The 21,340-nt window shown below is 74.0% G+C and carries 21 protein-coding genes and 2 pseudogenes; 18 read left to right on the forward strand and 5 right to left on the reverse strand.

Annotation, left to right across the window (positions count from 1 at the left end; translation table 11 throughout):
* The 5 genes and pseudogenes from ABZW03_RS16220 to ABZW03_RS16240 all read left to right on the forward strand — a co-directional run.
* Window positions 1–285 (forward strand): annotated as a pseudogene (locus tag ABZW03_RS16220) (hypothetical protein); the annotation flags it as partial.
* Window positions 286–389: 104 nt separating this feature from the next.
* The gene (gene alr, locus ABZW03_RS16225; protein ID WP_355257688.1) at window positions 390–1,589 is read left to right on the forward strand and encodes an alanine racemase; all 1,200 of its coding nucleotides are present in this window, start codon (window positions 390–392) and stop codon (window positions 1,587–1,589) included.
* Window positions 1,586–2,878: an alpha/beta hydrolase gene (locus ABZW03_RS16230; RefSeq protein ID WP_355257691.1), complete on the forward strand. Its 1,293-nt coding sequence runs from the start codon at window positions 1,586–1,588 to the stop codon at window positions 2,876–2,878. The genes alr and ABZW03_RS16230 overlap by 4 nt, the downstream gene beginning before the upstream one ends.
* 93 nt (window positions 2,879–2,971) lie before the next feature.
* Entirely contained in the window at window positions 2,972–3,469 is a 498-nt protein-coding gene (gene tsaE / locus ABZW03_RS16235; protein WP_355257694.1) for a tRNA (adenosine(37)-N6)-threonylcarbamoyltransferase complex ATPase subunit type 1 TsaE, read from the forward strand.
* A gap of 112 nt (window positions 3,470–3,581) precedes the next feature.
* Window positions 3,582–3,776, forward strand: a complete 195-nt coding sequence (locus ABZW03_RS16240) for a hypothetical protein (protein WP_355257697.1) — start codon at window positions 3,582–3,584, stop codon at window positions 3,774–3,776.
* A 62-nt stretch (window positions 3,777–3,838) separates the two neighbouring features.
* Here the strand turns inward: ABZW03_RS16240 and ABZW03_RS16245 are convergent, their stop codons facing one another.
* Window positions 3,839–4,405, reverse strand: a complete 567-nt coding sequence (locus tag ABZW03_RS16245) for a hypothetical protein (RefSeq protein ID WP_355257731.1) — start codon at window positions 4,403–4,405, stop codon at window positions 3,839–3,841.
* A gap of 155 nt (window positions 4,406–4,560) precedes the next feature.
* Here ABZW03_RS16245 and tsaB point away from each other — a divergent pair, with 155 nt between their 5' ends.
* The 5 genes from tsaB to ABZW03_RS16270 are packed head-to-tail and all read left to right on the forward strand — an operon-like array spanning window position 4,561 to window position 8,058.
* A complete protein-coding gene (gene tsaB, locus ABZW03_RS16250; protein ID WP_355257700.1) occupies window positions 4,561–5,217 on the forward strand; it encodes a tRNA (adenosine(37)-N6)-threonylcarbamoyltransferase complex dimerization subunit type 1 TsaB in 657 nt (218 codons plus the stop codon).
* A gap of 23 nt (window positions 5,218–5,240) precedes the next feature.
* The gene (rimI, locus tag ABZW03_RS16255; RefSeq protein WP_355257734.1) at window positions 5,241–5,729 is read left to right on the forward strand and encodes a ribosomal protein S18-alanine N-acetyltransferase; all 489 of its coding nucleotides are present in this window, start codon (window positions 5,241–5,243) and stop codon (window positions 5,727–5,729) included.
* Window positions 5,722–6,828, forward strand: coding sequence for a tRNA (adenosine(37)-N6)-threonylcarbamoyltransferase complex transferase subunit TsaD (gene tsaD, locus ABZW03_RS16260; RefSeq protein ID WP_355257702.1), 1,107 nt, complete (start codon window positions 5,722–5,724; stop codon window positions 6,826–6,828). The genes rimI and tsaD overlap by 8 nt, the downstream gene beginning before the upstream one ends.
* Complete coding sequence (locus tag ABZW03_RS16265; protein WP_355257705.1) at window positions 6,825–7,085, forward strand: hypothetical protein; 261 nt, start codon at window positions 6,825–6,827, stop codon at window positions 7,083–7,085. The genes tsaD and ABZW03_RS16265 overlap by 4 nt, the downstream gene beginning before the upstream one ends.
* Before the next feature lie 31 nt (window positions 7,086–7,116).
* Window positions 7,117–8,058 carry a polysaccharide deacetylase family protein gene (locus ABZW03_RS16270; RefSeq protein WP_355257708.1) on the forward strand — a complete coding sequence of 314 codons (942 nt, stop codon included), beginning with the start codon at window positions 7,117–7,119 and terminating at the stop codon, window positions 8,056–8,058.
* Between the two features lie 4 nt (window positions 8,059–8,062).
* Here ABZW03_RS16270 and ABZW03_RS16275 read toward each other — a convergent pair whose 3' ends face one another.
* Both ABZW03_RS16275 and ABZW03_RS16280 read right to left on the reverse strand, forming a co-directional pair.
* Window positions 8,063–9,229, reverse strand: a complete 1,167-nt coding sequence (locus ABZW03_RS16275) for a class I SAM-dependent methyltransferase (RefSeq protein ID WP_355257711.1) — start codon at window positions 9,227–9,229, stop codon at window positions 8,063–8,065.
* Between the two features lie 17 nt (window positions 9,230–9,246).
* Window positions 9,247–9,576, reverse strand: coding sequence for a hypothetical protein (locus ABZW03_RS16280; protein ID WP_355257714.1), 330 nt, complete (start codon window positions 9,574–9,576; stop codon window positions 9,247–9,249).
* A gap of 250 nt (window positions 9,577–9,826) precedes the next feature.
* Between ABZW03_RS16280 and groES the strand changes: the two genes are divergently transcribed.
* The 3 genes from groES (at window position 9,827) to ABZW03_RS16295 (ending at window position 13,340) form a co-directional block, all read left to right on the forward strand.
* Window positions 9,827–10,132, forward strand: a complete 306-nt coding sequence (gene groES / locus ABZW03_RS16285) for a co-chaperone GroES (RefSeq protein WP_014136232.1) — start codon at window positions 9,827–9,829, stop codon at window positions 10,130–10,132.
* A gap of 116 nt (window positions 10,133–10,248) precedes the next feature.
* The gene (gene groL / locus ABZW03_RS16290; protein WP_355257716.1) at window positions 10,249–11,877 is read left to right on the forward strand and encodes a chaperonin GroEL; all 1,629 of its coding nucleotides are present in this window, start codon (window positions 10,249–10,251) and stop codon (window positions 11,875–11,877) included.
* A 464-nt stretch (window positions 11,878–12,341) separates the two neighbouring features.
* Window positions 12,342–13,340, forward strand: coding sequence for a LysR family transcriptional regulator (locus ABZW03_RS16295; RefSeq protein WP_355257718.1), 999 nt, complete (start codon window positions 12,342–12,344; stop codon window positions 13,338–13,340).
* Window positions 13,341–13,439: 99 nt separating this feature from the next.
* Here ABZW03_RS16295 and ABZW03_RS16300 read toward each other — a convergent pair whose 3' ends face one another.
* A complete protein-coding gene (locus tag ABZW03_RS16300) occupies window positions 13,440–13,766 on the reverse strand; it encodes a WhiB family transcriptional regulator (RefSeq protein ID WP_350519940.1) in 327 nt (108 codons plus the stop codon).
* A gap of 563 nt (window positions 13,767–14,329) precedes the next feature.
* On the opposite strand from ABZW03_RS16300, the gene ABZW03_RS16305 reads away from it, so the two are divergent.
* From ABZW03_RS16305 to ABZW03_RS16320, 4 genes are all read left to right on the forward strand, one after another.
* Window positions 14,330–14,941, forward strand: a complete 612-nt coding sequence (locus ABZW03_RS16305) for a response regulator transcription factor (RefSeq protein ID WP_014136228.1) — start codon at window positions 14,330–14,332, stop codon at window positions 14,939–14,941.
* Between the two features lie 332 nt (window positions 14,942–15,273).
* A complete protein-coding gene (gene shbA / locus ABZW03_RS16310) occupies window positions 15,274–15,990 on the forward strand; it encodes an RNA polymerase sigma factor ShbA (RefSeq protein ID WP_355257722.1) in 717 nt (238 codons plus the stop codon).
* A 266-nt stretch (window positions 15,991–16,256) separates the two neighbouring features.
* Complete coding sequence (gene guaB, locus ABZW03_RS16315) at window positions 16,257–17,759, forward strand: IMP dehydrogenase (RefSeq protein ID WP_355257725.1); 1,503 nt, start codon at window positions 16,257–16,259, stop codon at window positions 17,757–17,759.
* Between the two features lie 160 nt (window positions 17,760–17,919).
* Window positions 17,920–19,047, forward strand: a complete 1,128-nt coding sequence (locus tag ABZW03_RS16320) for a GuaB3 family IMP dehydrogenase-related protein (protein WP_355257737.1) — start codon at window positions 17,920–17,922, stop codon at window positions 19,045–19,047.
* A 68-nt stretch (window positions 19,048–19,115) separates the two neighbouring features.
* Here ABZW03_RS16320 and ABZW03_RS16325 read toward each other — a convergent pair whose 3' ends face one another.
* Window positions 19,116–19,679 carry a hypothetical protein gene (locus tag ABZW03_RS16325; RefSeq protein ID WP_355257728.1) on the reverse strand — a complete coding sequence of 188 codons (564 nt, stop codon included), beginning with the start codon at window positions 19,677–19,679 and terminating at the stop codon, window positions 19,116–19,118.
* Window positions 19,680–19,932: 253 nt separating this feature from the next.
* On the opposite strand from ABZW03_RS16325, the pseudogene ABZW03_RS16330 reads away from it, so the two are divergent.
* Window positions 19,933–21,219 (forward strand): annotated as a pseudogene (locus tag ABZW03_RS16330) (serine/threonine-protein kinase); the annotation flags it as partial.
* Window positions 21,220–21,340 lie beyond the last annotated feature (121 nt).

The raw sequence follows: 21,340 nt of genomic DNA on the forward strand, positions 1-21,340 counted from the left end.
GGCCTCGTGCAGGGTGAGGTCCGGCTCGGTGGTGACGTGGGACTCGGCCGGGCGGTGCAGGCCGTGCAACTCCTCGGTGGGAACGGCGAACAGGCGGCCGGCCTCGCCCCGCTGGACGCCGCGTCGGTGGCCGCCTACCTGCACGGCCTGGCCGGCCGTGAGGCGGCGGGCGAGCCGGGCGCCCCGACCACGGCGCTCGCGGTGGCGGGGGCGCTGCCCGCGGTGTGGCGGGCGGTCCGCGAGGAGCTGCCGACGGAACCGCAAGGTCCGGTTGCGGCGTCCTGAAGGGGGTGAACGGGCGGTCCGCCGCACGTCGGCGCGCCCCGGCGGACCGCCGCGCCGACGGGCCGTTCGGCGAGGACTCCGGGACGTCTGGGAGACTGACCCTGATGACAACTGCGAACACGACCGGCACAGCCACCCTCACCGACGGCGTACGGGCCGAGGCGACCATCGATCTCGCCGCCCTGCGCGGCAACCTCGCGACGCTGCGCGAGCGCGTCGGCGGCCCGGCGGTGATGCTCGCGGTCAAGGCGGACGCCTACGGCCACGGCGCGGTCGAGTGCGCCCGGGAAGCGGTCGCGAACGGGGTCGGCTGGCTCGGCTGCGCGACGCCGGACGAGGCGCTGGCGCTGCGGGCCGCGGGCATCCGCCCGGAGCAGGCCCGGGTCCTGTGCTGGCTGTGGACGCCGGGCGGGCCGTGGCGCGAGGCGCTGCGCGCGGACCTGGACATCTCGGTCAGCGGCCAGTGGGCGCTGGACGAGCTGCTGCCCGCCGTGCGCGAGACCGGCATCCCGGCCCGGGTGCACCTGAAGGCCGACACCGGCCTCGGCCGCAACGGCTGCCAGCCGCGCGACTGGCCGGACCTGGTGGCCGCCGTCCGCCGGGCCGAGGCCGAGGGACTGCTGACGGTCGTCGGCGTCTGGTCGCACTTCGCCGCGGCCGATGAGCCCGGCCACCCGTCGATCCAGGCCCAGCTGGACTCCTTCCGCGCCGCGCTGGCCACGGCCGAGGCCGCCGGGCTGCGCCCCGAGGTCCGGCACCTGGCGAACTCCCCGGCCACCCTGCTGCTGCCCGAGTCGCACTTCGACCTGGTCCGCACCGGCCTGGCCGCGTACGGGCTGTCGCCGGTGCCCGAGGTGGGCTCGCCGGCCGACTTCGGGCTGCGCCCGGTGATGGCGCTGACCGCGCGGCTGGCGCTGGTCAAGCACGTCCCCGGCGGGCACGGGGTCAGCTACGGCCACCACTACACGACGCCGGGCGAGACCACCCTGGGCCTGGTCCCGGTCGGCTACGGCGACGGCATCCCCCGGCACGCCAGCGGCACCGGCCCGGTGCAGATCGACGGCAAGTGGCGCACGGTGGCCGGCCGGGTCGCGATGGACCAGTTCGTGGTGGACCTCGGCGGCGACACCCCGGCGATCGGCGACGAGGTGCTGCTGTTCGGCAACGGCGAGCGGGGCGAGCCCACCGCCGAGGACTGGGCCCGCGCCTGCGGCACCATCTCGTACGAGATCATCACCCGGATCGGCGCCCGGGTGCCCCGCCGCTACCTGGGCGGCAGCCACGCCGAGGGCCCGTCGGCATGACCGACGGGCCGGCCGAGGGCAATCCGGTCGCGGCGGTCGCCAAGGCGGCCGGCGCCGCCTCCGGGGTGAGCCGGGCGGGTGTGATCGGGATCTCGGTCGGCGTGCTGGCGGCCGGGGCGGCCGCGGGCGTCGCGCTCGAGCGGCTGACCGTCGGCCGGGCGATGCGCCGCCGGGCCCGGGCCGAGCTGGACGCCAACGCGCCGTACGGCTCGCTGCGCGGCCGGCCGAGGCGGGTCGCCGCACCGGACGGCACCGAGCTGTACGTCGAGCTGGACGGCACCGGCTGGGACGAGCCGGACGGCCTAGCCCGCCCCGGGCTGGAGGGGCAAGCCCGCCCCGAGCTGGACGACACTCGCGAGCGGGCGAATCACAGCCCGCCGCTGACGGTGGTGTTCTGCCACGGCTACTGCCTCAACCAGGACAGCTGGCACTTCCAGCGGGCCGCGCTGCGCGACGGCGTCCGGCTGGTCTTCTGGGACCAGCGCAGCCACGGCCGCTCCGAGCGCTCCCGCTCGTACCTGGCGGGCGAGCCGGCCGGCATCGACCAGCTGGGCGGCGACCTCAAGGCGGTGATCGACGCCGTCGCCCCGACCGGGCCGCTGGTGCTGGTGGGCCACTCGATGGGCGGCATGACGGTGATGGCGCTGGCCGACCAGCACCCGGAGCTGTTCCGCGAGAGGGTGGCCGGCGTGGCGCTGATCGGCACCCTCGCCGGGGACTGGAACGAGGTCAGCCTCGGCCTGCCGAGGGCCGGCGCGAAGCTGTTCAAGAAGGTCGCGCCCGGGATGGTGAAGCTGCTGGGCCGGCAGGTCGACCTGGTCGAGGCGACCAGGCGGCTGGGTTCGGACGTGGCCGCCGTGTTCTACCGGCGGTTCTCCTTCGGCGGCCGGGACGTCGACCCCGGCGTGGTGCGCTTCGCCGAGCAGCTGCTGGACGCCACCCCGATCGACGTGGTCGCCGAGTTCTACCCGGTGTTCGGCGTGCACGAGAAGTACGCGGCGCTGGCCGCCCTGCGCGGTCTGCCCGCGCTGGTGCTGGCCGGGACGAAGGACCTGCTGACGCCCTCGACGCACAGCGAGGCGATCGCCGAGCGGCTGCCCGGCGCCGAGCTGGTGCTGGCCGAGGGCGCCGGGCACCTGGTGATGCTGGAGCGCCCGGAGCTGGTCGACCACGAGCTGGCCCGGCTGCTGCGCCGGGCCGCCGACTTCGCCGGGGCCGCGCCGCTGCCCGCGGCCGTCCTCGACCTGGCCCGGGAGCGGGCCGTGGCACCCGTCGCCGACGCTGTGTGAGCCCCCGCCGCACCGGGGCCCGCCGATGTGGCACGGTAGCGGTGGCGGCCGGTGGTCGGTGCGCCGGTACGGACCGAAGGGCAAGACACGCGCATGGGCTCGCACGCCACTCTCACCGTCCCCACCCCGGAGCGGATGGGCCGGCTCGGCCGGGAGCTGGCCGCGCTGCTGCGGCCGGGGGACCTGGTGCTGCTCTCCGGCGAGCTGGGGGCGGGGAAGACCACGCTGACCCGGGGCCTGGGGGAGGGGCTGCAGGTCCGGGGGGCGGTGACCTCGCCGACCTTCGTGATCGCCCGGGTGCACCCCTCGCTGGTCGGCGGCCCGGCGCTGGTGCACGTGGACGCGTACCGGCTGGGCGGGGACCTGGACGAGATGGAGGACCTCGACCTGGACGTCTCGCTGCCCGAGTCGGTGGTCGTGGTCGAGTGGGGCGAGGGCAAGGTCGAGCGGCTGTCCGAGGACCGGCTGGAGGTCCGGATCGAGCGGGCCATCGGCGGCACCGCGGACGGCGACGACCAGGACCCGCGCCGGGTGGTGCTGACCGGCATCGGCCCGCGCTGGGCGGACGTGGCGCTGGCGGAGCTCGGATAGCCGACCGGCTGCCGACATCTTGCCGACAGTCTGTCGGCAAGATGTTGCGGGCGGGGTGCCGGGCGTGGTGGGATGGGTGCTGCGGTTAGGTCTGCCTAACTAGGGAGGCGCCATGTCGAGCACCACCCCCGCCCCGCAGCGAGCGGTCCCCGCCGCCGGGGCCGGAGAGCCCGCCCGTCGCGCTCCGGGAGAGCCGATGCGGGCGCTGCTGGCCGCCTGCGCGGCTGCCGAGGCGGTGTCCACCCCGCCCGAACCGCGGCCCGGGCAGGACGAACGGCCCGAGGCGCGGACGCCCCGGGCCGCGTGACACCGGTCTCTTCCAGGCGTGACGCCGGCCTTTTCCAGGCGTGACGCCGGCCTCTTCCGGGCTCAGGCGATCACGACCACCTTGGTCTCCTTCGGCGCGAAGTCCCAGAGCAGCTGGCCCTCGGCGCGACCGCTGCGGATGCCGCCGGTCTTGGCGCTCGGGTCGGTGGTCGGCGTCGCGCCGTCCACGGCCGCGCTGAAGCCGAACACCACGCCGTTCTGCTGCGCGAAGCGCACCACGTGCTCGATCTGCTTGCCGTCCGTCCCGGTGGAGGTCGGGGTGCGGCCGTACACCGCGTAGTTGCCCGGGGCCGGCTCGACCGAGCCAGGGGTGACCGGGAAGGCGGCCACGACCTGCGGGTTCTTCTTCGGATCGACCAGCCAGACGTAGTGGCTGCCGATCGAGTAGACGACCCGGGCGCCGGTGCCCGAGGTGGCCGGCAGCGCCGGGACGGTCGGGGTCGGCGCGGCGGTCGGCGCCGCGGCGGTGGCCGTACCGGTCGCCGTGGTGGTGGCGGTGGGCTTGGCGCCGCCCGCCCGGTCCTGGGCGCCGTTGGCCTGGAAGGCCAGCAGGCTCACCACCGCCAGGGCCCCCAGGGTCAACCCCGTGACCACCACTCCAGGACCCATCTTCGCCACGTTGCCGCTCCCGCCGCCGTCCCTTTACGTACGGCCCCATCGTGCCAGGTTCATCCGCGCGGGTCGCAGCGCCTCGGACCTGTGTTCCCGGGTAGTACACCTTGCCGATCGGCCGGTCGGCCCAACGTCGGTCTAACCTTGACCCCGTGCTGCTGCTCGCGTTCGACACCGCTACCCCCGCCGTCACCGCCGCCGTCCACGACGGCACGGCCGTCCTCGCCGAGACCCACCAGGTCGACGCCAGGCGCCACGGCGAACTGCTGCTGCCCGCGATCGACCAGGTGCTGCGGGCCGCCGGGGTGGACAAGCACCGGCTGACCGGCATCGCGGTCGGCGTCGGCCCGGGCCCGTACACCGGCCTGCGGGTCGGCCTGGTGACCGCCGCCGCGCTCGGCCACGCGCTCGGACTGCCGGTGCACGGCGTCTGCACCCTGGACGCGATCGCCTTCCAGGCCCGGGCCGAGGGCCTGGCCGGGCAGCCGTTCACGGTCGCCACCGACGCGCGCCGCAAGGAGGTCTACTGGGCCTCGTACGACGCCGAGGGCCGCCGCACCGAGGGCCCCGACGTGGACCGCCCGGCCGAGCTGACCCCGCAGGAGCGCTCCGTCGGCGCCGGCGCGCTGCTCTACCCCGAGGCCTTCCCGGGCGCGCACGGCCCCGCGCACGTCTCGGCCGGCGCCCTGGCCGGCTTCGCCGCCGCCGAGCTGGCCGCCGGGCGCGAGCTGCTGCCGAACCACCCGCTGTACCTGCGCCGCCCGGACGCCCAGGTCCCGGCAGGCTACAAGGCGGTGCTCCCGGCGTGAACCACGGCACCACCCTGCGCCCGATGCGCTGGTGGGACATCGCGCCGGTGCTGGAACTGGAGCTGCGGCTCTTCCCCGAGGACGCCTGGTCCGCCGGGATGTTCTGGTCCGAGCTGGCCGAGTCCCACCCCGGCGGCACCCGCCACTACACCGTCGCGACCGCCCCGGACGGGACGATCGTCGGCTACGCCGGGCTGATGGCGGTCGCCGGAGAGGGCGACGTCCAGACCATCGCCGTCGACGAGCGCCACCAGGGCGCCGGCCTCGGCGCGGCGCTGCTCACCGACCTGATCCGGGAGGCCGCCCGGCGCGAGTGCGCCGAGCTGCTGCTGGAGGTGCGGGTGGACAACCCGCGCGCCCAGCGGCTGTACGAGCGCCACGGCTTCGAACCGGTGGGCATCCGGCGCGGCTACTACCAGCCCGCCAACGTCGACGCGCTGGTGATGCGCCTCGACCACCCGAGCACTGACAGCACCGACCCGAAGGACATTGAGGACCCCCGCCATGGCTGACGAACCGCTCGTCCTCGGCATCGAGACCTCCTGCGACGAGACCGGCGTCGGCATCGTGCGCGGCACCACGCTGCTGGCCGACGCGGTCGCCTCCAGCGTCAACGACCACGCCCGCTTCGGCGGCGTCGTCCCGGAGATCGCCAGCCGCGCGCACCTGGAGGCGATGGTCCCGACCATCCAGCGCGCCCTGGACACCGCCGGGATCAAGGCCAGCGACCTGGACGGCATCGCCGTCACCGCCGGCCCCGGCCTGGCCGGCGCGCTGCTGGTCGGCGTCAGCGCCGCGAAGGCGTACGCCTGGGCGCTGGACAAGCCGCTGTACGGGGTCAACCACCTCGCCTCGCACATCTGCGTCGACCAGCTGGAGCACGGCCGGCTGCCCTCGCCGACGATGGCCCTGCTGGTCTCCGGCGGGCACTCCTCGCTGCTGCTCAGCGAGGACATCACCAGCGACGTCCGCCCGCTCGGCGCGACCATCGACGACGCCGCCGGCGAGGCCTTCGACAAGGTCGCCCGGGTGCTCGGCCTCGGCTTCCCCGGCGGCCCGATCGTCGACCGCACGGCCCGCGAGGGCGACCCGAAGGCGATCGCGTTCCCGCGCGGCCTGACCGGGAAGAACGACCCGGAGTACGACTTCTCCTTCTCCGGCCTGAAGACCGCCGTCGCCCGCTGGGTGGAGGCCAAGCGCCGGGCGGGCGAGGAGGTGCCGGTCGCCGACGTGGCGGCGTCCTTCCAGGAGGCGGTCACCGACGTGCTCACCCGCAAGGCCGTCAAGGCGTGCCGGGACAACGGCGTCGACCACCTGATGATCGGCGGCGGCGTGGCGGCCAACTCGCGGCTGCGCGAGATGGCCCAGCAGCGCTGCGACCGGGCCGGCATCCGGCTGCGGGTGCCCCGGCCGGGCCTGTGCACCGACAACGGCGCGATGGTCGCGGCGCTCGGCGCCGAGATGGTCTGGCGCGACCGCGCGCCGTCCGCCTTCGACCTGTCCGCCGACTCCTCGCTGCCGGTGACCGACGTCCACGTCCCGGCCGCGGGCCTCGGGCACGGCGACGTCCACGGCCAGGCGTACGAGGCCCTCGGCGGCGGCGCGGCATGACCGTCGCCGCGATGTGGGAGGCCCGGGCGGCGGCCGGCCGAGGGGCCGAACTCGCCGCCTGGGTACGGGAGTCGGCGCTGCCCGCGCTCCGCGGCTCGGCCGGGCTTGACCGCCTCGAACTGCTCTCCGCCCCCGGCGAGCGGGTGCTGCTGATCGCCTGGTGGCGCGGTGAGCCGGTGCCCGTCGCCGATCCGCCGGCCGAACTGCTGGGCCGTCCGGTGCACCGCTGGTCCTTCACCAGCGACCATGTCGAATAGGTGATCGGGAACCGCTGACCCGTTCGTTACCGTGCTAGCTGAGAGGAAGCTGGACGGGAACCGGGAGTACGCAGCGGTGATCAGGGACGGGCGGGGCAGGACCAGGACGTACGCGGCGGGGGTGCTGGCGCTGCTGGCCTTCGCCACCGCGTGCGGCGACGACGGGGGCGGCGGCAGCGCCGCCCCGGCCGCGACCGCCACCGCCACGACCGCCCCGGCCGTGCCCCGGCCCACCGCCGCCGCTCCGGCCGGCGCCCCGGCGGGGGCGGACGCGGCGGCCTGGGCCAAGTGGAACCTCACCCCGCTCGCCCCCGCCCCGGCGCCGCCCGCCGACAAGCCCGTCAAGCTCCAACGGACCGGCCCCGTACCGGTGTTCAGCGACGTGAAGACGAGCGACAAGGTGGTCTTCATCACCATCGACGACGGCGCCGAGAAGGACCCGAAGTTCGTCGAGATGCTGACCGACCTGAAGGTGCCGGTCTCGATGTTCCTGACCCGGGACATCGTCAGGAACGACTACGCCTACTTCAAGCCGCTCCAGGCGCTGGGCAACCACGTCCAGAACCACACCGTGGACCACCCGGTGATGAGCAAGCTCCCGGCGGACCGGCAGAAGGCCGAGATCTGCGACGCGCAGTCCGCGCTCACCCAGCAGTACGGCGCCGCCCCGCTGCTGTTCCGCCCGCCGTTCGGGGACGGCGCCAACACCCAGGCGCTGAACGCCTCGGTCCAGGAGTGCGGCCCGCGCGCGATCGTGCTGTGGCGCGAGTCGATGCAGATCCACGACATGCAGTACCAGTCGGGGGACCGGGCGCTGAAGCCCGGCGACATCATCCTGGCGCACTTCCGCGGCCCCAAGGAGCTCAAGGGCGCCACGATGACCCAGATGTTCGGCGATCTGCTGGCCCGGATCCAGGAGCAGGGCTTCTCGGTGGCCCGGCTGGAGGACTACATCCAGGCACCCGCGTCCTGAGGCCTCAGGCGGGCTGACCGAGCATCATCAGCGGCCCGTGGTCGGTGCGGCTGAGGATCACCGTGACGGTGTTCGGGCCGGAGGGCTTGAGCTGGCGGCGCAGGTCCTCCGGGGTGATCGCCATCCCGCGCTTCTTGATCACCACCGTGCCGACCGCCCGCTCGCGCAGCAGCGCCTTCAGCTTCTTGATGTTGAACGGCAGCACGTCGGTGAGCTCGAAGGCGTGCGCGTACGGGGTGGCGACCAGTTCGTCCGAGGTCAGGTAGGCGATCTTCGGGTCGATCAGCCGGCCGCCCACCTGCCCGGCCACCTCGGCCACCAGATGGGCCCGGATCACCGTGCCGTCCGGCTCGTACAGGTAGCGCCCGACCGGGCCGGCCGGCGGGTCGGGCAGGTCGCCGCCGGTCAGGCTGGCGCCCTGCGGCAGCAGGGTCGCGCGGTGCGGGCTCGCGGCCCGGGTGCCGAACCAGAGCACCGCCTCCTTGACGTCGCCGTGGTCGGAGACCCACTCGGCCTCGGCGTCCTCCGGCACGGCCTCGTGCGGGATGCCCGGCGCGACCTTCAGCGCGCCGATCGGGGTCCGCCGACCGGCCTCGATCGCCCAGGAGAGCGGCGGGGCGTACGCCTCCGGGTCGAACACCCGGCCGCGCGAGGTGCGCCGGGCCGGGTCGGTGAACACCGCGTCGTAGCCGGTGACGTCCACCTCGGCGACGTCCGCGCAGCGCACCTCGACCAGCTCGGCCAGGCCCAGCGCGGCGGCGTTGGCCGCGGTGGCGGCGCAGGCCGCCGGGTCCCGGTCGACGGCCAGCACCTCGATGCCCGCCCGGGCCAGCGCCAGCACGTCCCCGCCGATGCCGCAGCACAGGTCCGCCAGCCGGCGTACGCCCAGGGCGGCGAAGCGCTGCGCGCGCCACTCGGCCACGCTGCGCCGGGTGGACTGCTCGACGCCGTTGGGCGTGAAGTACATCAGGTCGGCGTCCGCCCCGAACTTCGCCCGCGCCCGCTGCCGCAGCCGGGCCTGCCCGAACGCCGCCGACACCAGCTCCGCGGGGTGCTCCCGGCGCAGGCGGGTCGCCAGCGCCAGCTCCTCCTCGGGGGTGAACTCGCGCAGTTCGGCGAGCAGGGCCTGGCCCTCGGGGGTCAGCAGCGGCTGGAGGTTCTCGGTGTCCACGGGGCCATTCTCGCCGGTCAGGCGCCGGGGAAGCCCGCGACGGCCCAGCCCGGCACCAGGAAGGGGGCCAGTGCGGCGGCGACCGGGAGGAACCGGTAGCCGGCCTGCCGGGCGCGGAAGGCGACGTACCCGGGCACCCCGAGGCTGGTGATCACGCCGATGAGCCCGCTCAGGACGACGACCACCTCCGCCACCTCGCCGTCGTCCATCGCGACGAGGCTGAGGGCGAGAACGATGAACAGCACGTAGGCGGCGGCCGGGATCGCCGCGAGCACCGGCAGGAGAGCCGCGGAGAGCAGGGTGTCCTTGGTGCTGGACGGGCCGAGGCGGGCCGGGAGGGGAGTCATGACGGGGAGTCTGGCCGGGCCCGGCCCGGTCGCACATGAGTACGGCTACTCATCCGTGAACCGGGGACCTCAGGGCGCGTCGTTGGCACTCTGGTTGACTGAGTGCTAACACGGCCCTATGGTCGTCCTTGGCACTCCCCACTAGGAGAGTGCTAACGCGACGACGCGTGTCTGACCCCCGCGACGGCAGACCCGCAGGATCGCCCCTACCCGTTAGAAAACCCCGTAATCTCCGAAGGGGAGCTCGGACGTGACCACCAGCAGCAAGGTTGCCATCAAGCCGCTCGAGGACCGCATCGTGGTCCAGCCGCTCGACGCCGAGACCACCACGGCCTCCGGCCTGGTTATCCCGGACACCGCCAAGGAGAAGCCCCAGGAGGGTGTCGTCCTGGCCGTCGGCCCGGGCCGCTTCGAGGACGGCCAGCGTCTGCCGCTCGACGTCGCCGTGGGTGACATCGTCCTGTACTCGAAGTACGGCGGCACCGAGGTGAAGTACCAGGGCGAGGAGTACCTGGTGCTCTCCGCCCGCGACGTTCTCGCGATCATCGAGAAGTAAGTCGTCCCGACCCGCCCCGGATCCGTGTCCTCCGTGACAGTGGCCCGGGGCGTGGTTGTTGGTTCACGTAGTTCGGCGGCCGGTGGGCCGGCCGCAGCCCCGAGGGAATAGGGAACATGGCGAAGATCCTGCAGTTCGACGAGGACGCCCGCCGCTCGCTGGAGCGCGGTGTCAACAAGCTGGCCGACACCGTCAAGGTGACCATCGGCCCCAAGGGCCGCAACGTCGTCATCGACAAGAAGTTCGGCGCCCCGACCATCACCAACGACGGTGTCACCATCGCCCGCGAGGTCGAGCTGGACGACCCGTACGAGAACCTTGGCGCGCAGCTCGTCAAGGAGGTCGCCACCAAGACCAACGACGTCGCGGGTGACGGCACCACCACCGCCACCGTGCTGGCCCAGGCCCTGGTCAACGAGGGTCTGCGCAACGTCGCCGCCGGCGCCGGCCCGGCCGCCCTGAAGAAGGGCATCGACAAGGCCGTCGCCGCCGTCTCCGAGCACCTGCTGTCCGTCGCCCGCGAGATCGAGGGCAAGGACGACGTCGCTGCCGTCGCGTCCCTCTCCGCGCAGGACACCCAGGTCGGCGAGCTGATCGCCGAGGCGATCGACAAGGTCGGCAAGGACGGTGTCATCACCGTCGAGGAGTCGAACACCTTCGGCGTGGAGCTGGACTTCACCGAGGGCATGCAGTTCGACAAGGGCTACCTGTCGCCGTACTTCGTCACCGACGCGGAGCGGCAGGAGGCGGTCCTGGAGGACCCGTACATCCTGATCAACCAGGGCAAGATCTCCTCCATCCAGGAGCTGCTGCCGCTGCTGGAGAAGATCCTCCAGGGCGGTGCCTCGAAGCCGCTGCTGATCATCGCCGAGGACGTCGACGGCGAGGCGCTGTCGACCCTGGTCGTGAACAAGATCCGCGGCACCTTCAACGCCGTCGCCGTCAAGGCCCCGGGCTTCGGCGACCGCCGCAAGGCGATCCTCGGCGACCTGGCCGTCCTGACCGGCGGCACGGTCATCTCCGAGGAGGTCGGCCTCAAGCTCGACCAGGTCGGCCTGGACGTGCTGGGCACCGCCCGCCGCGTGACCATCACCAAGGACGAGACCACGGTCGTCGACGGTGCCGGTGACGCCGAGGCCGTGGCCGGCCGCGTCGCCCAGATCAAGGGCGAGATCGCCGCGACCGACTCCGACTGGGACCGCGAGAAGCTGCAGGAGCGCCTGGCCAAGCTGGCCGGCGGCGTCTGCGTCATCAAGGTCGGCGCCGCCACCGAGGTGGAGCTGAAGGAGCGCAAGCACCGCCTGGAGGACGCCATCTCGGCGACCCGCGCCGCGGTCGAGGAGGGCATCGTCGCCGGTGGTGGCGCCTCCCTGGTCCACGCCGCCAAGGTGCTGAACGACGGCCTGGGCCTGTCGGGTGACGAGGCCACCGGTGTCGCCGTGGTCCGCAAGGCGCTGCACGAGCCGCTGCGCTGGATCGCCCAGAACGCCGGCCTGGAGGGCTACGTCATCACCTCCAAGGTCTCCGAGCTGGAGATCGGCCAGGGCTACAACGCCGCCACCGGCGAGTACGGCGACCTGGTGAAGGCCGGCGTCATCGACCCGGTCAAGGTCACCCGCTCCGCCCTGGAGAACGCCGCCTCGATCGCCTCCCTGCTCCTCACCACCGAGACCCTCGTGGTGGAGAAGAAGGAGGAGGAGGCCGACAACGGTCACTCGCACGGCGGCCACGGCCACTCGCACTGAGGCCGGCCTGAACGCCACGGCCTGAACGGCTGACCGGAGGCCCGGTCCGCACCCCCACCGGGGACGCGGACCGGGCCTCCGGCTGTTACTCGCCCGCTCGCCTCCGGGGCGCTCGGACCCGGTGCCGACGGTCGGCGCTCCCTCTCTCCTTCGTCGCTCCCTCGCTTCTCCCTTTCGGCACCGGCGCGCCCCTTCGGCTCGGGGCGGGGATTCGCCCGCTCGCCTCCGGGGCGGGCTCCCGGCCCGGCGCCGACGGTCGGCGCTCCCTCGCTCTCCCCCAGCCTTCGGCCGGGGGTACCCCCAACGTCGCTCCCTCGCGCTCTCCCTTTCGGCGCCGGCGCGCCCCTTCGGCTCGGGGCGGGGTTCGCCTGTGCTTCGCCCGCTCGCCGGGGGCGCGGGGCCCCTTCAGGCTTCAACTATCAGCAGAATTTTGCAGAATGCAAAGATTGCCTTATAACTGAGGCATGATCGAGGCCCGCCATCTGCGCGTCCTGCGTGCCGTCGCCCGCACCGGCTCCTTCTCCGCCGCCGCCCGCGAGCTGGGGTGTACGCAGCCCGCCATCAGCCAGCAGATGAAGGCCCTGGAGAAGTCGGTGGACACCCCGCTGGTGGTCCGCTCGGGCCGCGGGATGCAGCTCAGCGAGGCCGGGCGGGTCCTGCTCAAGCATGCCACCGGGATCCTGGCCGGGCTCTCCGCCGCCGAGGAGGAGGTGGCCGCGATCGCCGGGCTGCGGGCCGGGCGGGTGCGGCTGGTCTCCTTCCCGACCGCGAGTTCCACCCTGGTGCCGCCCGCCGTCGCCCGCCTGCGGGACAGCCATCCGGGGGTGCGCGTGTCGCTGGTCGAGGCGGAGCCGCCGGAGTCGCTGGCGATGCTCCGCGGCGGCGAGTGCGAGATAGCCCTGGCCTTCCGCTACCCGCAGTCCGACGGCGCCGTCGCCGCCCCGGCGCCCGCCCACGGCACGCCGCGCGAGGCCCGGGCCGAGGCCAACCTGGAGGCGCAGCAGCTGAGCGCCGGGACCGACTGGTCCGACCTGGTGGTGACCCCGCTGCTGGACGACCCGCTGGTGGGCCTGCTGCCCGCCGACCACCCGCTGGACGGGCGGGGCGGGGCGGTGGAACTGGCCGAGCTGGCGGGGGAGCAGTGGATCGCCGGCTGCCCGCAGTGCCGGGGGCACCTGGTGGAGCTGTGCGCCGGCGCGGGCTTCGAGCCCCGGATCGACTTCGCGACGGACGACTACCCGGCGGTGGTCGGCCTGGTGGCGGCCGGGCTGGGGGTGGCGGTGCTGCCCCGGCTGGCGCTCCAGTCGGTGCGCCCTGACGGCGTGTCCACGGTGCCGGTGCGGACGGCCTCCGGGGCGCCCGCGGTGCGCCAGGTGGTCGCGCTGACCCTGCCGGACCTGGCCGAGGTGCCGGCCGTGGCGCTGATGCTGGAGCGCTTGGCGGGGGCGGCCGCCGCCCGCTGACGGTGGGTGACCGGGGCGCCGTGGCCCGGTACGCACCGTGAGCCGACAGGCTGAAGCGCCGCGAGGAAACGTTTCTTCACGGCGCTCGTGGAGACGGGTCTAGCGCTGGGCGACCGCCGGCGGGGTCAGCGGGACCTCGACCAGGCGGTGCCGCGAGCGCCCCAGCATCTCCTCGCGCTCGTCCTCGGTCATCCCGCCCCACACGCCGTACGGCTCACGGACCGCCAGCGCGTGCGCCGCGCACTCGGCGATCACCGGGCAGCGCATGCAGACCTCCTTGGCGCTGGCCTCGCGCGAACTGCGCGCGGCCCCGCGCTCGCCCTCGGGGTGGAAGAAGAGCGAGCTGTCCACGCCACGGCAGGCTGCGGAGAGCTGCCAGTCCCAGAGGTCCGCGTTGGGACCGGGGAGACGGGAGAAATCTGCCATGGCTCATTCCCTTCAGAGGCTGTCGGCCGTCGGCCGGGCGTTCGGCGGGGCTGGCTGCCGAGCGGTGCGGCGGGGCTTCCTGCGCTGGTGTGGACACCTGGAAATATGACTTAAGGCAACTCCATGGACAAGTCACCCACACACTGGCACAACAGTCAATGACCATACGAAAGCGATAAAAAAGGGCATAGTGGGCGCGGGCTCCGCAGGGCGCGGGCGTGGCAATCGGGTGGCCGCTGGGCGCACGGCGTGCCGGTCCGGTGTGCGGGTCGTACGCCCGACCGCGCGCGAGCTGCGCAAAAGTGCGGCGTGTGCACCGCGATGCGGCTGATCGGTAATGGGTTGGCCACGTACAGTGGTGGAGATGGCCCCGAAGGCCGTAACTCATTCGAGTGACGGTCGTTGGAAGTGCGGAGGCGGTTAGCGGGCGCCGGACGTCGGGAACGATCGCGGGCAGGTTGGGGCGATCAGCACGGAGTCTGTCGCCGATCGGCCGTGTCGGAGAGGTTCGTACCAGCCAGGAGGCTCAACGTGACGCGGATCAGCTGCGGAGGACGACGGTCATGACTTCCGTTCTCGTTTGCGACGATTCCCCGCTCGCCCGCGAGGCGCTTCGCCGCGCGGTCGCGACCGTACCCGGTGTGGACCGGGTCACCACCGCGACGAACGGGGAGGAGGTCCTCCGCCGCTGGGTGGCCGACCGCTCCGATCTCGTTCTGATGGACGTCCGGATGCCCGGCCTCGGCGGGGTCGAGACGGTCCGGCGGCTGCTGTCCGCCGACCCGGGCGCGCGGATCATCATGCTCACCGTCGCCGAGGACCTCGACGGTGTCGCGCTCGCGGTGGCCGCGGGCGCCCGCGGGTACCTGCACAAGGACGCCTCGCGCGCCGAGCTGCGGGCCACCGTCACCCAGGCCCTCGCCGACCCGACCTGGCGGCTCGCCCCGCGCCGGCTGCGCAGCCCCGACATGGGCGCGGCGCCGACGTTGACGGCGCGTGAGATCCAGGTGCTGGAGGGCATGAGCCACGGCCGCAGCAACGCCGAGATCGGCCGCGAGCTGTTCCTCTCCGAGGACACCGTGAAGACCCACGCCCGACGGCTGTTCAAGAAGCTCGGGGCCTCCGACCGGGCGCACGCGGTGGCGCTGGGCTTCCGCTGGGGCCTGGTCCGCTGACCACCGGCGGCGCCGCCGGTTGCGGCGCGCCGTCGGCGGTTCCCGGAACGGGTGCCGCACGGGCGTGTGACGTTACGGTCCCGAGGTTGCACCATGGAGGAGTGGAGCACCTCGGGGACCAGCGGACAGGCACTGCGGCGAACCACGCAGCCGCAGGACACTCGGCGGACGGCGCGACGGACGGGGCCGGCGACGGCGGGGCGGGAGGCGGCACGGTGCAGGAGGGGCCGGTGGTGCGCGGTACGCCGTACGGTGCCGCAGCGCATAACGTTCCGGTGCACAACTCCGGACGCGGTGCCGCGTTTTCCCGCTCGACCAGGCACCATGGACCGATGCGCGACGACGTCGCCGGTGCGGCCGGCCAGGCGGACCCGGTGGAGGCCGAGCCCTCCGGCCCGGGCCACGATCCGTCGTACGCCGATCCGGGCGGTCCGGCCCGCGCGGCCGGCCCCGGCCGTCCGCCGGTGCTCGGCTCGGGCGGCTCGCCGCTGGTGGGCGAGCTGGTCGCGGCCGCGGTGCGCGGCGAGGGCCCGGCGATCGACGCGCTGCTCGCCTACGTCCACCCGCTGGCGCTGCGGTACTGCCGCGCCAAGCTCGTCCGGCTGCCCGGCGGGGCCCGGCACCACGTGGACGACGTCGCGCAGGAGGTCTGCGTCGCGGTGCTCTGCGCGCTGCCCCGGTACAAGGACCAGGGGCGCCCGTTCGAGGCCTTCGTGTACGGGATCGCCGCGCACAAGATCGCCGATCTCCAGCGGGCCGCGATGCGCGGGCCCGGCTCGACCGTCGTGCCGCAGGACGACCTGCCGGAGGTGCCGGACGAGGCGCTCGGCCCGGAGGAGCAGGCGCTGCTGAGCAGCGACGCGGCCTGGGCGAAGGAGCTGCTCTCCAACCTGCCGGCCCGTCAGCGCGAGCTGGTGCTGCTGCGGGTGGCCGCCGGACTGTCGGCGGAGGAGACCGGCGAGGTGCTCGGGATGTCGCCCGGCGCCGTCCGGGTCGCCCAGCACCGGGCGCTCAGCCGGCTGCGGGCGCTCGCGGAGGAGTCCTCCTGATCCGTGCCCTTCCCGCCCGGGTCGCGGGGGGAATGAGCCACGGGGCGGGGGTGTTGTCAAGGGCACACGAGGACACATTCGCGGTGCCAGTACCATGGGGTATCGGCGCCTGGGCGGGTTGCCAAAGTTTGACGGGTGCGCGCGGGGTCCCCTTGGAGGATCCTCCCATTGCACCCGGCTTCGGCGGTCTGCGCGAGTGAGCGATGAATGCGCCCCCACCCTCAGGGCGTGAGCGGATAAGGCCGGCCACGGAAGGTACCCCCCAAATGTCTTACAACGCCGCAGGCGTACCCGAGAAGTTCGCCATGCTCGGGCTCACGTACGACGACGTCCTGCTGCTGCCCGGGGCCTCCGAGGTGCTGCCGAACCAGGTGGACACCTCCTCGCGGGTCTCCCGGAACGTGCGCGTGAACATCCCGCTGCTCTCCGCGGCGATGGACAAGGTCACCGAGTCGCGGATGGCGATCGCGATGGCGCGCCAGGGCGGCGTCGGCGTGCTGCACCGTAACCTCTCGGTCGAGGACCAGGCCAACCAGGTCGACCTGGTGAAGCGGTCCGAGTCCGGCATGGTCACCGACCCGATCACGGTCGGCCCGGAGACCACCCTGGCCGAGGCCGACGCGCTGTGCGCCAAGTTCCGCATCTCCGGCGTGCCGATCGCCGACGAGGCGGGCAAGCTGCTCGGCATCGTCACCAACCGCGACATGGCCTTCGAGTCGGACCGCAGCCGCCAGGTCCGCGAGATCATGACCCCGATGCCGCTGATCACCGGCAAGGTCGGCATCTCCGGGGTGGACGCGATGGCCCTGCTGCGCCGCCACAAGATCGAGAAGCTTCCGCTGGTCGACGACGAGGGCCGGATCAAGGGCCTGATCACCGTCAAGGACTTCGTCAAGGCCGAGCAGTACCCGAACGCCGCCAAGGACGCCGAGGGCCGGCTGCTGGTCGGCGCCGCCGTCGGTGCCAGCGCCGAGGCGTTCGACCGGGCCCAGGCCCTGGTCGAGGCCGGTGCGGACTTCCTGGTGGTGGACACCTCGCACGGCCACAGCCACAACGCGCTGGCCTGGATCGAGAAGATCAAGTCGGCCGTCAAGGTCGACGTGGTCGGCGGCAACGTGGCCACCCGGGACGGCGCCCAGGCGCTGATCGACGCCGGCGTGGACGGCGTCAAGGTCGGCGTCGGCCCCGGCTCCATCTGCACCACCCGCGTGGTCGCCGGCATCGGCGTCCCGCAGGTCACCGCCATCTACGAGGCCGCCCAGGCCTGCCTGGCGGCCGGCGTGCCGGTCATCGGCGACGGCGGCCTGCAGTACTCGGGCGACATCGGCAAGGCGCTGGCCGCCGGTGCCGACACCGTGATGCTCGGCTCGCTGCTGGCCGGCTGCGAGGAGTCCCCGGGCGAGCTGCTGTTCATCAACGGCAAGCAGTTCAAGTCCTACCGCGGCATGGGCTCGCTGGGCGCCATGCAGTCCCGCGGCCAGGGCCGCTCGTACTCCAAGGACCGCTACTTCCAGGCCGAGGTGGCCTCGGACGACAAGCTCGTCCCCGAGGGCATCGAGGGCCAGGTGCCCTACCGCGGCCCGCTGTCGGCCGTGCTGCACCAGCTGGTCGGCGGCCTGCGCCAGACCATGGGCTACGTGGGCGCCGCCACCGTCGCCGAGATGGAGAGCAAGGGCCGCTTCGTCCGGATCACCTCGGCGGGCCTCAAGGAGAGCCACCCGCACGACATCCAGATGACCGTCGAGGCGCCGAACTACTCGGCCCGCTGACCGGTCGGACCACCGAGGGGCCCGCTGCCGCACCGCGGCGGCGGGCCCCTCGGGCTGTCCGGGCCGTGGGCCGTCGGGGCGGGAGCGGCGGCGGTACGGGATACTGGGGTGCGGCCGGGGTGACCCGGCGGGCATGAGCAACACAGCAGAAGGGCTCGAAGTGACCGAGATCGAGATCGGCCGTGGCAAGCGAGGCCGCCGGGCGTACGCCTTCGACGACATCGCCGTCGTCCCCAGCCGTCGTACCCGGGACCCGAAGGAGGTCTCGATCGCCTGGCAGATCGACGCCTACCGCTTCGAGCTGCCGTTCCTGGCCGCCCCGATGGACAGCGTGGTCTCGCCGCAGCAGGCCATCCAGATCGGCCGCCTCGGCGGCCTGGGCGTGCTGAACCTCGAAGGCCTGTGGACCCGCTACGAGGACCCGCAGCCGCTGCTGGACGAGATCGCCGCGATCACCGACGAGTCCGTCGCGACCCGCCGGCTCCAGGAGATCTACTCCGCGCCGATCCGCGCCGAGCTGATCAAGCAGCGGATCCAGGAGGTCCGCGACTCCGGCGTGGTCACCGCCGCGGCCCTGTCGCCGCAGCGCACCGCCGAGTTCTCCAAGGCCGTCGTGGACGCCGGCGTCGACGTCTTCGTCATCCGCGGCACCACCGTCTCGGCCGAGCACGTCTCCAGCGCCGCCGAGCCGCTCAACCTCAAGCAGTTCATCTACGAGCTGGACGTCCCGGTGATCGTCGGCGGCTGCGCCACGTACACCGCGGCGCTGCACCTGATGCGGACCGGCGCCGCCGGCGTGCTGGTCGGGTTCGGTGGGGGCGCGGCCCACACCACGCGCAACGTCCTGGGCATCCAGGTGCCGATGGCGACCGCCGTCGCCGACGTGGCGGCCGCCCGTCGCGACTACATGGACGAGTCGGGCGGGCGCTACGTGCACGTCATCGCGGACGGCGGTGTCGGGTACAGCGGCGACATCCCGAAGGCGGTCGCCTGCGGCGCCGACGCGGTGATGATCGGGGCCGCGCTGGCGCGGGCCACCGACGCTCCGGGCAAGGGGTTCCACTGGGGCATGGAGGCCGTCCACGAGGAGCTGCCGCGCGGCAAGCGGGTGGACCTCGGGACGGTCGGGACCACCGAGGAGATCCTGACCGGGCCCTCGCACACCCCGGACGGCACCATGAACCTGTTCGGCGCGCTGCGGCGGGCGATGGCCACCACGGGGTACACGGAGCTCAAGGAGTTCCAGCGGGTCGAGGTGACGGTCAACCCGGCGCTCGACCACCGCTGAGCACCGGATCGTCGAGGAAGGCCCCCGCCGGGTTCCGGCGGGGGCCTTCCGCCGTCCGGGGGCGGGCGTCAGCTCCGGGTGGCGGTGCGGCGGGTGAGGAGGAAGCCGCCGATGAGGGCGATGGCGTAGAAGGCGGCGTCGAGGGGGCGCAGGTCGGCGCGCCAGCTGGTGAGGGTGTCGTGCAACAGGCCGTGGGGGGTGGGGGCTTCGGCCCGGAGGCGGCGGAGGTGTTCGATCAGCTGGCCGAGGAGGAGGGCGCCGGCCGCGAGGAGGGCGCCGAGCGGGGGGAGCGCGCGGGCCCGGCCGCCGAGGCGGCCGAGCGGGAGGGCGACCAGGGCGGCGGGGGCGATGGCCAGCCAGCCGAGGCTGTCGGCGGCGCGCAGCGGGGCGCTGCCGTAGGCGAGGCCGCCGAGCAGCATGGCCAGCAGGGCCAGGGCGACGGCCAGGGCGGTGCGGCGGCGGGGAGTGGGCCCGGGGGCGGGTTCGGCGGGTTCGAAGCCGGCCACGGGGGCGCCGGGCATGCCGGGGGCGACGTAGCCCTCGGGGGCGGCCGGGGGCGGCGCGACCGAGTAGTGCTGGGCGGTGCGCGGCCGGGGCGACGGGCCGTCAGTGCCCGGTGCGGGTACGGTCATGGGCGTCGAATCCCCCCGGAAAGACGATGAGCTGCCGAACGGTAGCAGTGACCCGGACAGATCTTGGCGAGTTTTCGATCACAGATCGGGCACGGAGCGCCGCACCCGTTCCGGTTCGTCCCAGGTTGGGGCGGGGGCCGGGTGGTCGAGGGCCCTCGGGACAGGGGATGATGGAGGCTTGGGCGTTCGGGACCCAGGTCGGGCCGACGCGCCGTCACCACGACCGCCGGCAGCACATGGGGGAACGTTCCGAATGACCCAGGCGCAGGGTTCCACCGGCCGCCTCCTGGCCGGCCGCTACCGCCTGAACGGCGTGCTCGGGCGCGGCGGCATGGGCACGGTCTGGCGCGCCGAGGACGAGATGCTGGGCCGGACCGTCGCGGTCAAGGAACTGCGGATGAACGCCAGCGTCGACGAGGAGGAGAAGCACCGGCTGATCACCCGGACGCTGCGCGAGGCCAAGGCGACCGCGCGGATCCGGCACAGCTCGGCGGTGACGGTCTTCGACGTGGTCGACGAGGACGACCGGCCGTGGATCGTCATGGAGCTGGTCGAGTCCCGCTCGCTGGCCGACGTGGTGCGGGAGGACGGGCCGCTGGAGCCCGCCCGGGCGGCGGAGATCGCCCTGGACGTGCTGGGCGTGCTCAGCGCGGCGCACGCGCTGGGCATCCTGCACCGGGACGTCAAGCCGTCCAACGTGCTGATCGGCGAGGACGGCCGGGTGGTGCTCACCGACTTCGGCATCGCCAGCGTGGAGGGCGACGCCTCGGTCACCTCCACCGGGATGCTGGTCGGCGCCCCCTCGTACATCTCGCCGGAGCGGGCCCGCGGGCAGAAGCCCGGGCCGCCGGCCGACCTGTGGTCGCTGGGCGGCACGCTGTACGCGATGGTCGAGGGCCGGCCGCCGTACGACCGGGGCTCGGCGCTGGCCACGCTGACCGCGGTGATGACCGAGGACCTGGCCACGCCGGTGAACGCCGGGCCGCTGCTGCCGGTGATCGAGGGGCTGCTGGCGAAGGACCCGGCCGAGCGGCTGGACGCCTCGCAGACCCGGTCGATGCTCAAGCGGGTGGTCGCGGAGGCGACCGCGCGGGCCGAGTCGACCACCGAGCACGCGGTGCCGCTGGAACGGCCGGCCGAGGCGGCGGCCGAGCCGGCGAAGCCCTCGGAGCCCTCGAAGCCCTCGGCGGCGGCGGAGCCGTCGGAGGCGGGGCCGGAGCAGGCCGAGGACGGGCGCAAGCGGACCGTGGGCGGGCTGCTGGGGACGGTCCGGGTCGGGAGCCGGGCCCCGGACGCGGAGCCCGCCGGGACGCCGGCGGGGGAGCCGGCCGCGGAGCCGATCCGGCCGGTGACCAGCGAGTGGACGATGGGGGCGACGCAGGCGGCCGGGGCCGATCCGCGCACCGGCCGGCGGCGGCTGGCCATCGCCACCGCGATCGTGGTGCTGCTGCTGATCGCGGGCGTGGTGGCGGTGGTCCAGGCGGTCGGCGGGGACGGCGGTTCGGGCGGCGGGGCCACCCGGAGCGCGGGTGCCACCGGGTCGGTCTCGGCCAGTACGGACCCGGTGCCGAGCCCGAGCGCGACGGAGCCTCGATGATCCGGTCGTCGAACCCGATCGCGGTCATCAGGGCGAGGAAGTCCGGGCGGGTGACCAGGCCGTC

It is taken from the genome of Kitasatospora sp. NPDC004799, from assembly GCF_040609095.1.
In the GTDB taxonomy this organism is placed as follows: Bacteria; Actinomycetota; Actinomycetes; order Streptomycetales; family Streptomycetaceae; genus Kitasatospora.